This is a genomic window from Archangium violaceum, assembly GCF_016859125.1.
Taxonomy (GTDB): domain Bacteria; phylum Myxococcota; class Myxococcia; order Myxococcales; family Myxococcaceae; genus Archangium; species Archangium violaceum_A.
The window spans coordinates 665,399-678,027 of the sequence record NZ_CP069338.1 but is presented as its reverse complement, the minus strand read 5'-3'; the positions used below and the strand labels follow the sequence as shown (position 1 = coordinate 678,027).

General features: G+C 70.2%; 10 protein-coding genes. 5 read left to right on the top strand and 5 right to left on the bottom strand.

The window, feature by feature from the left end:
* Positions 1-3: 3 nt before the first annotated feature.
* Positions 4-1,098, bottom strand: a complete 1,095-nt coding sequence (gene rlmN, locus JQX13_RS02880; RefSeq protein WP_430384149.1) for a 23S rRNA (adenine(2503)-C(2))-methyltransferase RlmN — start codon at positions 1,096-1,098, stop codon at positions 4-6.
* A 255-nt stretch (positions 1,099-1,353) separates the two neighbouring features.
* Here rlmN and JQX13_RS02875 point away from each other — a divergent pair, with 255 nt between their 5' ends.
* From JQX13_RS02875 to JQX13_RS02865, 3 genes are all read left to right on the top strand, one after another.
* The gene (locus JQX13_RS02875; protein WP_239014503.1) at positions 1,354-2,721 is read left to right on the top strand and encodes an FAD/NAD(P)-binding protein; all 1,368 of its coding nucleotides are present in this window, start codon (positions 1,354-1,356) and stop codon (positions 2,719-2,721) included.
* A gap of 14 nt (positions 2,722-2,735) precedes the next feature.
* Entirely contained in the window at positions 2,736-4,220 is a 1,485-nt protein-coding gene (locus JQX13_RS02870; RefSeq protein ID WP_203407552.1) for a glutamate--cysteine ligase, read from the top strand.
* A gap of 96 nt (positions 4,221-4,316) precedes the next feature.
* The gene (locus JQX13_RS02865) at positions 4,317-5,405 is read left to right on the top strand and encodes a GGDEF domain-containing response regulator (protein WP_203407551.1); all 1,089 of its coding nucleotides are present in this window, start codon (positions 4,317-4,319) and stop codon (positions 5,403-5,405) included.
* Positions 5,406-5,492: 87 nt separating this feature from the next.
* Here the strand turns inward: JQX13_RS02865 and JQX13_RS02860 are convergent, their stop codons facing one another.
* On the bottom strand, positions 5,493-6,125 hold the full coding sequence (locus JQX13_RS02860; RefSeq protein ID WP_239014502.1) for an RDD family protein: 633 nt from the start codon (positions 6,123-6,125) through the stop codon (positions 5,493-5,495).
* Positions 6,126-6,149: 24 nt separating this feature from the next.
* Entirely contained in the window at positions 6,150-6,926 is a 777-nt protein-coding gene (locus JQX13_RS02855) for a LytR/AlgR family response regulator transcription factor (protein WP_203407550.1), read from the bottom strand.
* A gap of 105 nt (positions 6,927-7,031) precedes the next feature.
* Between JQX13_RS02855 and JQX13_RS02850 the strand changes: the two genes are divergently transcribed.
* Both JQX13_RS02850 and JQX13_RS02845 read left to right on the top strand, forming a co-directional pair.
* On the top strand, positions 7,032-8,693 hold the full coding sequence (locus tag JQX13_RS02850) for a methyl-accepting chemotaxis protein (protein WP_203407549.1): 1,662 nt from the start codon (positions 7,032-7,034) through the stop codon (positions 8,691-8,693).
* A gap of 46 nt (positions 8,694-8,739) precedes the next feature.
* Positions 8,740-9,816 carry a DUF6891 domain-containing protein gene (locus tag JQX13_RS02845; protein ID WP_203407548.1) on the top strand — a complete coding sequence of 359 codons (1,077 nt, stop codon included), beginning with the start codon at positions 8,740-8,742 and terminating at the stop codon, positions 9,814-9,816.
* On the opposite strand, the gene pdeM is transcribed toward JQX13_RS02845, so the two are convergent.
* Both pdeM and JQX13_RS02835 read right to left on the bottom strand, forming a co-directional pair.
* Positions 9,792-10,478, bottom strand: a complete 687-nt coding sequence (gene pdeM / locus JQX13_RS02840; protein WP_203407547.1) for a ligase-associated DNA damage response endonuclease PdeM — start codon at positions 10,476-10,478, stop codon at positions 9,792-9,794. The genes JQX13_RS02845 and pdeM overlap by 25 nt on opposite strands.
* A complete protein-coding gene (locus tag JQX13_RS02835) occupies positions 10,448-12,517 on the bottom strand; it encodes a DEAD/DEAH box helicase (RefSeq protein ID WP_239014501.1) in 2,070 nt (689 codons plus the stop codon). The genes pdeM and JQX13_RS02835 overlap by 31 nt, the downstream gene beginning before the upstream one ends.
* Positions 12,518-12,629 lie beyond the last annotated feature (112 nt).

Here is a 12,629-nt window from a genome sequence, read left to right as displayed (position 1 = left end):
CCCTCAGGGAGCCGTGGGCTGACGCGAGGGTCGCTGCCGCTCCACGGCGGCCTTGAGCTGGCCACAGCCCGCGTCGATGTCGATGCCCCGGCGCTGGCGCACGGTGCTGGGCAGGCCGTAGCTGGCCAGGATGTCCTGGAAGGCGCGCACGGCGTCGGGGCCGCTGGGGCGCTCGCCGTAGCCCACCGTGGGGTTGAGCGGGATGAGGTTCACGTGTGCCTCCATCCCCTTCAGCAACTGGCCCAGCGCGTGGGCCTGCTCGGGCGTGTCGTTCTGCCCGGCGATGAGCGCCCACTCGTAGAAGATGCGGCGCTTGCGCTTCTCCGCGTAGTAGCGGCAGGCGTCCACCAGCTCGGCGAGTGGCCACTTGCGGGCCGCGGGCACCAGCGCGCCGCGCTCCGCGTCCGTGGCGCCGTGCAGGCTGACGGCGAGCTGCACCGGCCGGTCCTCGTCCGCGAGCCGGCGGATACCGGGCACCACGCCCACGGTGCTCAGGGTGATGAAGCGCGGGGCCAGCGCCAGCCCCAGCTGATCCACCATGATGTCCACCGCCGCCATCGTGCCTTCGTAGTTGTGCAGGGGCTCGCCCATGCCCATCAACACCACGTTGCGCAGCGACTCGTCCGTCTCGCGGAGGATTCGCGTGACGTGCAGCACCTGGCCGATGATTTCCCCGGGCGACAGGTGGCGCACGAAGCCCATCTGCCCCGTGGCGCAGAAGACGCACCCCATGGCGCAGCCGGCCTGCGTGCTCAGGCACACCGTGGCCCGGCCCTTGAAACGCATGAGCACCGTCTCCACGGTCTGCCCGTCGCGCAGCTTCAGCAGCAGCTTCCGGGTGTAGCCGTCCGTGCTGTGGACCTCGTGGTGGGTGACGGGCCGCTCCAGGCGCGTGCGCTCGCGGAGGGTCTGGACGAGCTCCGGCTTCAGCCCGGTGAGGGCGTCGAACGACTCCACCTGCTGGCGGTAGAGGGCTTCCCAGAGCAGGTCGCGGTAATAGGCGCTGTAACCCCAGCCGGCGAGCAGCTCGCCAAGGGCGGCACGCGGCAGGTCATACAGGTTGACCGGAGAGGTGGCGGGCGTGGGCTCCATCGTCATCGAGCGATAACACACCCCGACGCCCGACTCATGGGGCGCGGGCGGCCGAGCGAGCCCGAGTGCGTCTCCCCTCCTTATATAGGGAGGCCGGATTCCAGCCCGGGAGGTGCTCCCTCGAAATTCGTACACGTCCCCCTGGAGAGTAGACAGTCAAGGGGGGATGTAGGACCTGCACTCGAGGATTAAACTCTCCATGTGCGAATCGAGTCGCGGTGGGACGTACTCATAGTAGGTGGGGGAGCAAGTGGCACACTGTTGGCGGCCCAGCTCTTGCGGAACGCCTCGGGTCCCCTGCGGGTGGCCCTGCTGGAGCGCTCGGGGCGTGTGGGGCCCGGCCTCGCCTACTCCACGGACAGCGCCAGCCACCTGCTGAACGCCCCCGCCGGGCGGATGAGCGCCTTCCCGGACGATCCCGAACACTTCCTGCGGTGGATTCGCCGCGTCGAGCCGGACACAGGCCCGGGTGACTTCGTCCAGCGCAGGCGCTACGGCCAGTACCTGGAGGCGGTGCTCCGCGAGGCCCGCGAGAAGGCCGCGCCGGGCGTGGGCCTGGCGCTCCTCGAGGGCGAGGCCGCGTCCCTGTCCCAGGAGGGGGACGACGTCCGGTTGGTGCTCGCCGATGGCACGCGGCTCCTGGCGCGGACGGTGGCGCTGGCGGTGGGCAATGCGATCCCCGCGGACCTGCCGGTGCCGGATGGGGGGCTGTACTCGAGCCGCCGCTACATCCGTTCCCCCTGGGCCGAGGGCGCCCTGCGCCACGTCCAGCCCCACCACTCGGTGCTGCTCATCGGCACGGGCCTGACGATGGTGGACACGGTGCTCTCGCTGGCCGAGCACAACCATGAGGGGCGCATCCACGCCATCTCCCGGCACGGGCTGCTGCCGCACGTCCATCGTCCCGGGGTGGTGGCGGGCCCGCCCGTGAGCCTCTCGGAGCCCTCCCGCGTCCGCTCCGTCCTGAGCGCGCTGCGCCGCGAGGCCCGGCGCACCACGGACGAGGGCGCGGACTGGCGCGGTGTGATGGACGGCCTGCGGCCCCTGACGGCCTCTCTGTGGCGCGGCCTGCCGGTGCCCGAGCGGCGCCGTTTCCTCCGCCACCTGCGCGCCCTCTGGGACGTGCACCGTCACCGGATGGCGCCCGGGGTGCACGACATCCTCCAGCAACTCCAGAGCGCCGGTGTGCTGCGCGTCCACGCGGCCCGCGTGCGCGGCTTCCAGGTGACGGGCGAGGGATGGGTGATGGCGCGAGTCCGGCCCCGAGGGGTGGAGCGCGAGGCCACCTTCCGTGTCCAGCACGTCATCAACTGCACCGGACCGGACGCCTGTATCGGCCGGGCGCACCCGCTGCTGCGCGGGCTCATGGAATCCGGGCTCGTCCAGGCGGATGCGCTGGGGCTCGGCCTGGCCACGGACACCGAAGGCGCGTTGCTCGACGCGGAGGGCCGGGCCTCGCGCGTGCTCTTCACCCTGGGCCCCCTGCGCCGGGGTGTCCTGTGGGAGAGCACGGCCATTCCGGAGATCCGCGTGCAGGCGCTCGCCCTGTCGCGACGGCTGCTGGAGCAGCTCGCCTCCCGCGCGGACGTGCCCGAAACCCTCCTCTCGCCCTCGCCGACCTTCCCCTAGGGGAGTGCCGCCATATGGGACTCCAAATCCACAAAGAGACGTTCGATGCCGAGGATCACGAGCGGTTCGCGCGGCGCCTCGCCGAGAGCCTGGAAGTGCTCCGGACCGTGTTGGAGCGGCCAGGGTTCGGCGTGGGCCCGCGGACCATCGGCGCCGAGCTGGAGATGTTCCTGGTGGATGCCGCGGGCTTCCCGCTGCCGGTGAACCGGCAGGTGCTGAGCCAGACGGTGGACCCACGGGTGACGGTGGAGATCGACCGGTTCAACCTCGAGGTCAACCTGCGGCCGGGGCCGCTGGCGGGGCGTCCCTTCACGGCGCTGCGCGAGGAGTTCGAGAGCGCGCTGGCGGAGGTGCGGCGCGCGGCGGCCACGCAGGGGGCGCGGGTGGCGGTGACGGGCATCCTCCCCACGCTGCGCGAGGCGGACCTGGGCAGCGCGTCGCTGACGGGGATGCCTCGCTACCGGGCGCTGTCGGCCGCCATCCGCAACCGGCGTCAGGAGCCGCTGCGCGTGGTCATCAAGGGCGAGGACTCGCTCACCCTGGAGTGGGACGACGTGTCGTTGGAGGGCGCCAACACCTCGCTGCAGTACCACCTGCGCGTGGACCCGGCGGACTTCGCGCGGATGTACAACGCGGCCCAGCTGGCCACGGCGCCGGTGCTGGCGGTGAGCAGCAACTCGCCCTTCCTGGTGGGGCGGCGGCTGTGGGACGAGACGCGCGTGGCGCTCTTCCGCCAGGCGGTGGATGACCGGGGCGAGTCCTCGTCGGAGGCCCCGCAGCACGGGCGCGTCACCTTCGGCCACGGCTGGGTGCGCCAGGGCCCGCTGGAGCTGTTCGCCGAGTCGGTGGCGCTCTACTCGCCGCTGCTGCCGGTGCTGGGCCCGGAGTCGCCGCTGGAGTGTCTGGCCGCGGGGGGCCTGCCCCGCCTGGACGAGCTGCGGCTGCACCAGGGCACCGTGTGGAGCTGGAACCGCGCCATCTACGATCCGAGCGGGGGCGGCCACGTGCGCATCGAGCTGCGCGCGCTGCCCGCGGGCCCCTCGGTGGTGGACATGCTCGCCAATGGGGCGCTGCTGCTGGGCCTCACGCTGGGGTTGAGCGACGAGGTGGAGGCACTGCTGCCGGGGATCCCCTTCGCCTGTGCCCGGGGCAACTTCCTCCGCGCCTCCAAGGAAGGCCTGGACGCGATGCTGCTGTGGCCCGAGCGCAACGCTCCCTCTCCCCGGCCGGTGCCGGCGGTGGCCCTGGTGGAGCGCCTGCTCCCCGTGGCCAGGGAGGGCCTGGTGGGCGCCGGCGTGGCCGCCGAGGAGGCGGACGCGCTCCTTTCCATTATCCAGGCCCGATTGCGTGCGGGTTGTACGGGGGCACGGTGGCAGCGGAAGATGTTGGCGCGATTGGAAGCCCACATGCCCCGGCAGGACGCCCTGGGGGCCTTGCTGGAGCGTTACATGGCCCACTCCACGTCTGGCAGGCCGGTCCACGAGTGGCCGATGGACTGAAGTGGTGGTCAACCTGCTTCGAGGACTTGCCCCGAGGCCCTCACCTGCGCGACGCTTCGCCCATCTTCATGCCCCTCGTTGCGTTGGTCTGCCCTGGTGAGTGAGCCTGTTGCTGCGAAGGTCCTCGTCGTCGAGGACAACCGGACGATGCTGGCCTTGATGCAGTATTACCTGAGCAAGGACTTCACGGTCTTCCTTGCCCGGTCCGCTGAAGAAGCGCTCGAAGTGCTTCAGCGGGAACAACTGCACGCGGTCGTATCGGATCAAAACCTTGGGGACGGCCTGATGGGGGTAGACCTCCTCAAGCGTGTTTCCGAGCTTCAACCCCATGCCGCGCGCATCCTGGTGACGGCCTCCCAGAAGTTGGAGGACGCCCAGAAAGCCATCAATGAAGCGCGGGTGAACCACTTCTTGACGAAGCCGTTCACCGAGCAGGAGTTGAAGAACACCGTGGGCCAGGCGGTCCACAATGCCGCCCTTGTCGCGATCCGCGACAAGATGGTGCAGGAGCTGAAGGAGCAGCTCGGCTTGCGTCCCGCCAAACCGGCGGCCGGCAAACCGGGGTCGCCCCCGAGCTCGCGCGTCAAGACGGTGGAACCGAAGCCCGAAGCCAAGGGCGCGGCATCCCAGTCGCTCATCCCCGAGAGCGAGCGGCTGGCGTTCCGTGACGGCCTGACGGGCCTCTACAACCACCGCTACTTCCAGGAGGCGCTGAGCGCGGGCCTCCTGAGCGCGCGGCGTCGGGAGCAGAAGCTGGCCCTGGTGCTCATCGACATCGACGGCTTCCGCCGCTTCAACCTCTCGCGGGGTTACGCCGAGGGGGACAAGCTGCTGCGCCGGGTGTCCCAGCTGGTGACGGAGATGATGGAAGATCCCGTCACGCACGCCCGGAGCGACAACTCCTCGGAGATCGCCGCCCGGTACGACTGGGACGTGTTCGGTGTCATCCTCTGCAACGCCGACGTGGAGCGGGCCCGCACGTACGCGGAGAAGCTGCGCAAGGCGGTGGAGGAGATGGCCTTCCCCGAGGACGAGGGCGTCGCGGGCGAGGTGACGGTGACCGCCTCGGTGGCCGTCTTCCCGGACCAGGCCCGCAACGAGCAGGAGCTGATCTCCGCCGCGGAGAAGACGCTCGGCGCGTCCAAGGCGAACGGCCCCAACCGTGTGGTGCTGTCCGTCAAGTGAAGGTTCCCTGGGATGGGGGATTCAAATCCCCCTCCCAGCGTCGGCGTGGGGCCGTGGAGCCGCGGCCTCTCGCTCGCTCGAGCCCCGTCAGCGCGCGTACTTGTTCACGGTGACCACCCGGGTGTCCGCGATGTGATCGTGGAGGCAGCGGCGGTCGCTGGTGAAGATCATGAGTGCGTCGACGATGTCGAAGAGGCCGCAGGTGGCGTAGTTGATGACCACCGGCACCAGGTTGCGCAGGAGGATGAGCCGGCCGAGGTCGATCGGGCTCCCGTCGGTGCGGACCACCTGGATGCCCAGCATGCGCTTGCCAAGGCTCTGGCGCGTCGTGACGAGCAGGTAGAGCTGGTAGCCGAGCACGCCGAGGCTCCCCAGGAACCCCACGCTCATCAGCAGGAAGACGACGCTCTTGCCTTCCTCTTGCGTCGTCGAGGCCACCAGGGCTCCGATGAAGGCCGAGACCATCACGGGGAGGACCACGGAGAAACGGTCCACGAGGAGGGCCACGAAGCGGGTGCCCGGCTCCGCCAGCTGGTGCTGGAGCGGGATGCAGCTGACGCAGTAGTCCTGGCGGTCACTCCCCACCCGGAGGCAGAGATCGCAGGCATAGCCGCCGCACCGGGTGCAGATGGTGGCGGCCGGGCGATCGACATGGGTGGCGCAGAACGCGCCCGAGCGTTGGGTGGGAAGGGGGTCTGGCTGCGGAAGCATGGCGCGCATGTTCGCAGCCCGTGCCTCGTGGCCTCAAGCCCCGGGCTCGTCCTCCAGGCCCCGGCGCAGGCCGAGCATCCGGCGCAGCTCGCGCGCGGACTGGCGGCTCACCTCCACCGTGTGTCCACGCGCGGTGCGTGCCATGTAACCGCCCGTCTCCAGCGGCTCCAGCCGGGTGACGTGGGCGAGGTTGACCAGGGCGCGCCGATGCACCCGGTAGAAGCCCTCGGTGGGGAGCCGATCCACCAACTCCTGCAGGGTGAAGTCGGTGAGGTAGTCCCCCTGTGAGGTGAAGACGGTGACGAGCTCGTCCTCGAGCGTGGCGTGGGAGATGGTTTCCGGATCCACCAGCACGATGCCCTGGCGGGTGGGGATGGGCAGCCGGGCGAGTGGACGCGCGAGCTGCTCGACGGCGGAGCCCTTCGCTGGCTCGGGAGCCCTGGACGCGAGCCGGGCGCGGGCCCGCTCCAGCGCCTTCTGCAGGCGCGAGGCCTCCACGGGCTTGAGGACGTAGTCCACGGCGCCGTGCTCGAAGGCCTCCACCGCGTGGTCGGCGTGGGCGGTGACGAGGATGACGTGGGGGCCTCCCGCGGGGAGCAGCGCGAGCGCGTCCATGCCACTCAGGCCGGGCATGTGGATGTCGAGCAGCACCACATCCACGCCGCCAGCCCGCACCGCCTGGAGCACGGCCTCGCCATCGGCCGCCTCGCCGCTCACGGAGACATCGGGGAAGGCCGCGAGCAGGCGCGTGAGCCGCTTGCGGGCGACGAGCTCGTCATCGGCGATGAGGACGCGCAGAGGAAGGTTCACAGGAGCAAGTGTAAGCGAGCGCGAGTCAACGCTCCATGGGGGGACCCCCGTGCGTCGCGTTGCGCTCGGGTCCTATCCTCGACCGCATGTGAACGGGGGTACACCATGAGGACGCTTTCCATCCAGCACAAGCTCTTCCTCCTGCTGTCGCTGGCGACGGGGCTGCTCATTGGTCTCTGGGGGACGATGTATTGGATGAGTGACCTCTTCCGTCGCAACAACATGACCGTCTCCGCTGCGATGAAGATGGCCGGGTTGCTCGACGAGGTCGGCCACCTGCTTCATCAGCTCGAAAGCCCCGGCAACGACGTGCTCGAGCGCCAGGATGCGGTGGGCGAACTGGCGAAGTTCGAGAAGTCCGTGGGGGAGTACGCGAGCCATTTCCAGGAGGTCGAGGCGGCGTTCGCGTCCTCCGGGCCGGAGCTGGTGCGAATCCTGGAACAGGTGAGGCGCGAGGTCGAGCTCCTGCGCTCCCACGCCCAGGCGGTCCTGCTCGCCGCGCGGGAGCGGGATGCGGCGGAGCGAGCGGGAGACCGCGCCGCCGTCGAGTCCGCCATCGCCCGGGCCGGGCAGGGGATGGTGATGATGGACCAGTCCTTCAGCCGCGCCATCTCCCTCTTCCAGCGCGCGGAGACAGCCCAGCGCGAGCGCGAGTTGGCGCTCGTGGCGGCCACGGCTCGCTTCGGCGCGCAATGGGTTCCCTGGACGCTCGCGGCGTTGTTCGTCGCGCTCCTGGTGCTCGGCGTGTTGGGGATGACCCTCGTGCGCTCCGTGGTGGGCCCGCTGCGGATGGCCGCGGGAGTGCTGACGGAGATCTCCCGGGGCAACCTGGCCCGGCGCATCGAGGTGGGCTCGAAGGACGAGCTGGGGGTGTTGATGGGGGCCATGGGCGAGATGCTCGGCTACCTCTCGCGCATCATCGGGGAGCTGCGCACCGGCGCTCAGGGGCTCGCATCGGCGGCCAGCCAGCTCTCCGGGACGTCCCAGGCCTTGTCGATGGGGACGCGCGAGCAGGTCGCCTCGATCGAGGAGTCCACGGCGAGCCTGTCCCTCATGCGTGCCTCCATCGAGCGGACGGCGAGCAACAGCCAGAGGATGGAGCAGATGGCGCTGCGCGGCGTGAAGGACGCCGAGGCAAGTGGCAGGGCGGTGGGTGAGACGGTGGGGGCGATGAAGACGATCGTCGAGAAGATCTCCGTCATCGATGACATCGCCTACCAGACGCACATGCTGGCGCTGAATGCCGCCATCGAGGCGGCGAGGGCGGGCGAGCACGGCCGGGGTTTCGCCGTGGTGGCCGCGGAGGTGCGCAAGCTGGCCGAGCGCAGCCGGACGGCCGCACGGGAGATCCTGGAGCTGGCGGGCTCCAGCATGAAGGTCGCCGAGAGCTCCAGTGCGCTCCTCGATGAGCTGGTGCCCGCCATCCGCCAGACGGCCGCGTTGGTGCAGGACGTGGCGGCGGACTGCGGCGGCGAGTCCCAGGCGGTGATGCAGATGGACCAGGCGATGCGGCAGGTGGACCAGGTGGCCCAGGCGAGCGCGTCGTCGGCCGAGGAGCTCTCGGCCACGGCGGAAGAGGTGGCCTCGCAAGCCGAGGCGCTGCGGCGGCTCGTGGCGTTCTTCCAGGTCGGCGCGGAAGAGGAGGAGCCTCCCACGCGTCCATTCCTCGTCTCGCGCTCCCCCGTGCTCGCGGACCCCGGGTTCATCGCGGGCGGGGAGGGCGACGCTCACGAGGGGTTGGTGCACTCACGAGGCACGGGCACCTGACCCGGGTGGCACCTCACCCGGGACGCGACTGTGTAGACTCGCGGCCATGGCCACGGATGAGGCGCTGCGTGACTACCTCCGCCAGCAGGTGGAGGCGGCGGTCCTGGGGGGATACCTGGACGAGACGAAGGTATTCGCCTTCGTCGAGGAGCGCGTGGAAGACGAGCTGGGGACGAGCGACGAGACGGAGGACTTCCTGGCGTACGCCCGGCGCCTGCTCGAGGAGCAGCGCGCGGAGGAGGCCCGCTGGACCGAGCCCACGACGAACGATGCGATCGACCGTGCCTTCGAGAAGCTGAATCGCCAGGGCATCATCGCGCTGCAGAACGCGGGCTACACCTTGTCGGAGGGCTGGGAGGATGTGGCGGCCGCCGCGTCGGAGAGCTACGAGCCCGTGCGCGGTGCCACCTTCTTCCATGGCCAGGATGTCGAACGCGGAGTGCTGGACATGGGCCTCATGCTCGCCTTCGGTGCCTTCGAGGATGATCCGAAGCTGCACGACGAGGCGAGCCTCGCCATTGCCCGCGAGGTTCGAGAGACCCTCTCGCGGCACGGAGTCCAGACGGAGTGGAACGGAAGCGTGAAGACGCGCATCGAGATTCCCCCCTTCCCGTGGCGCAAGCGCCGCCACACCGCGCTTCCCAGAGAGGGTGCCGATGGCGCGGACACGGGCTCGCGTTGTGAGCGGGTGCTGCGGCGCGTGGTTCAGGAGAAAGGCCTGACCCGGGAGGCGGCAGTCTCGGCCCTCGAGGCTTTCATCTGCGATGAGGTCCGAAAGCACTACGGCGAGGGTCGCCGGCTCGAGGCCCGATACAACCCGGAGGAGGGGCTGGTGGAGGTCTATCAAGCCCTCACGGTCGTGGAGCAACTGGGAGATGCGGTCGAGGCCGTGAACCAGCGGACGCTTTCCCAGATGGGCGAACTCAGGGGCGAAGTCGATCCAGGCGACGAGCTGGTGTTCCAGATCTTCTATCGCGAGGAGGATGCCTGGCTGGCCCGGGCGCAGGATGCGAAGTACGGCGAGATCCTCAACCTGAGAACCTTCGGTCGCGGCATGGAGCCTTGGACCGCGCGAGCCCTTCGGGACGGCATTCTCGGTCATCTTCCCGCGAAGGAGCGTTGACGGCGGGGAGGAGGCACCTCCACCACGGAGTCACCGGCGATGGCGAAGAGGCGCTCGCCGGTGCGCGGGCGGATGTCCATGCCTCCCGTGAAGGCACTGAAGGCGGGCAGCACGCCCACTCCGGTGCCCAGGTGGAAGCAGGGCAGGCGCAGCCGGTCTGCCCCAGTGCTCAGTCGCACCGTGGGGTGGAGGTGGCCCGCCCAGACGTAGCGCCCCTCGGCGGGCTCGGGGTGGTGGGCGAAGCGGAAGGGGCCCTCGTCGAGGTGCGGCTCCACCAGCGACATGCGCCACGCGCCAGGCAGTGCGTCCAGGTGCCGGTCATGGTTGCCGCGCACCAGCACCATCTCCACGTCATGACCGGTGCGCCAGGCGGCCACGCGCTCCACCACCTCTCGCGTGAGGCCCCGGCGCGAGTGGATGAGGTCTCCCACGAGCAACAGCCGGCGGGCCCCGGTGGCATGCAGGGCGGCGGAGAGGCGGGCGAGGTCGTCCTCCAGTACCTCGGGGGGCAGGGGAATGCCGTGCTGGTGGAAGCTCTCCGGCTTGCCCCAGTGCAGGTCCGCCACCGCGAGCACGCCGCCTCCAGGCCAGTGGAGGGCGCGCTCGGGACGCAGCTCCAGCTCGGTGCCGCCTAGGCGGACAGGGAGTCCTCGCGCAGCCATTTCTCCTTCATGCGCTCCACCCGATCCACCAGGGATTCGTTGGAGAGGGTGGCGCCGATGCGCTCGATGACGAGCGGAAAGCCCAGCGGCGTGGGCCGTGGGACGTGGATGCACTCCAGCGGCGAGCGCTCCAATCGCTCCAGGGTGCGCACGAGCCGCACCTGTTCGAAGTGCTGCTCCAATACCTCGCGCCGTGCCTGGGAGAGCAGCAGGTGGTCCGGCTCGTAGCGGGCGAAGACGTCATAGAGGAGACCGGCGCTGGCCTGCACCTGACGGGTGGATTTGCGCGCACCGGGCAACCCCGGCATCACCAGCCCCGCCACGCGGGCCACGTCGCGGAACTGACGCCGGGCCAGCTCGCCGAGGTTGACGCTCTCGAGGATGTCCTCCACCAGCCACTCGCGGGTGAAGAGCGCGGGACGCAGCGCCTCCTCGAAGGGGAAGGGCGAGGGCGTGAGCAACTCCAGCCCATAGTCATTCACCGCGAGGCTGAAGGTGGCCTTGCGCAGCCGGGTGAGGCGCAGGGCGAGCAGCGCGGCGAGGCCCTCGTGCACCAGGCGGCCCTCGAAGGGGTAGAGGAAGAGGTGGTGGCCCTCACGGCTCTGGCACAGCTCGGCGAGGCAGGCGTCCTGGGAGGGAAGGCGGGACAGGCGGGCCTGGGCCTCCAACACGGGACGAGCCGCTTCGAGCTCCGCGGTGTCGAGGCGGCCCTCGCGAGCGGCGTGGAAGGCGCGGCGCACGGCGGCGGCCAGCGAGCCGGAGAGGGGCAGACGTCCGCCGCTCCAGCGGGGCGTGGCCGAGGCCCGCTCCTTCGCGGCCTTCACATAGGCGGTGAGGTCCTTCATGAGGCGGAACTCGAGCCGCTTGCCGGCGAAGAGGAAGGTGTCACCGGGGCGGAGGCGGCTCACGAAGGACTCCTCCACCGTGCCGAGCCGGGCGCCCTTCAGGTAGCGCAGCTCCACGGTGGCGTCCGAGGCGATGGTGCCCACGTTGAGGCGGTGGAGCCGGGCCATGCGCGCGTCCGCCACCACGTATCGGTCCTCGAGCCGTTGGACGCGGCGGAACTGCGGATAGGCGCGCAGGGTGGGGCCGCCCTCCGTCACGAGGAGCAGGGTGCGGTCGAAGTCCTCCTCGGAAAGGTCCTGGTAGGCGAGCGTGTCTCGCACCTCGGAGAACAGCTTGTCGCGGGTGAAGCCGCCACCGAGCGCACAGGTGACGAGGTGCTGGGCGAGCACGTCGAGGGGCTGACGCAGGGGGGCGCGGGGCTCCACCTCGCGGTGGGCGAGCGCCTCGCGGGCGGCGGCCATCTCCACCAGCTCGAGGGCATGAGTGGGGACGAAGAGGAGGTGCGCGGTGGCGCCGGGGCGGTGGGCGCTGCGGCCGGCGCGTTGGAGGGTCCGGGCGATGCCCTTGGGGCTGCCCACCTGCACCACGCGCTCGACGGGGCCGAAGTCCACCCCGAGGTCCAACGAGGAGGTACAGACGACGAGCCGCACGCTGCCGTCCTTGAGCCCGCGCTCCACGCGCTCACGGGCCTCGCGGTCGATGGAGCCATGGTGGAGGGCGAGGACGCCGAGGAGCTCATGCCACTCGTCGACGATGACACAGCGCAGGGTGGCGAAGAGCTCATGCGCGCGCTCGTTGCACAGCAGGAGGGAGAGGGACTCGGGGGTGGTGATGAGGACTTCGGGGAGACGCTCGCGCTGGCGGCGGCGGACGGAGGAGGAGGTATCACCGGTGCGGCTCTCGACGGTGAGGTCGACATCGAGGGCGGACAGAGGCGCATTCAACGCGAGCTCGATGTCACGGGAGACGGCGCGAAGCGGGGTGACATAGAGGATCTGCAACCCCTTCTGTCGATGATGAGCGACCTCGGAGAGGGGGCCGATATAGGCGGCATAGGTCTTCCCGGCGCCGGTGGGGACATGAATGAGGCCGCTCTGGCCGAGGGAGTAGGCCTCCCAGGCCTGAAGCTGAAAGGGAAAAGGAGCCCATCCCTGAGAACGAAACCAGGAAAGGAGTCCCTCCCCGACACCCACGGAAAGAGAAACTCGAGTTGAACCCTCTCCCTCTGGGAGAGGGGACGGGGGTGAGGGTATGGGATGAACTCGAGTTCCCCCACGAGGACCCGTGAGCCCGCCCTGAGAGCGC

What these genes read in the sequence shown, in the direction of transcription:
- JQX13_RS02860 (WP_239014502.1), bottom strand. Translation starts at nt 6,125, where the DNA reads ATGCGCGCCATGCTTCCGCAGCCAGACCCCCTTCCCACCCAACGCTCG.
- JQX13_RS02845 (WP_203407548.1), top strand. Translation starts at nt 8,740, where the DNA reads ATGGCCACGGATGAGGCGCTGCGTGACTACCTCCGCCAGCAGGTGGAG.
- rlmN (WP_430384149.1), bottom strand. Translation starts at nt 1,098, where the DNA reads ATGACGATGGAGCCCACGCCCGCCACCTCTCCGGTCAACCTGTATGAC.
- JQX13_RS02870 (WP_203407552.1), top strand. Translation starts at nt 2,736, where the DNA reads ATGGGACTCCAAATCCACAAAGAGACGTTCGATGCCGAGGATCACGAG.
- pdeM (WP_203407547.1), bottom strand. Translation starts at nt 10,478, where the DNA reads ATGGCTGCGCGAGGACTCCCTGTCCGCCTAGGCGGCACCGAGCTGGAG.
- JQX13_RS02850 (WP_203407549.1), top strand. Translation starts at nt 7,032, where the DNA reads ATGAGGACGCTTTCCATCCAGCACAAGCTCTTCCTCCTGCTGTCGCTG.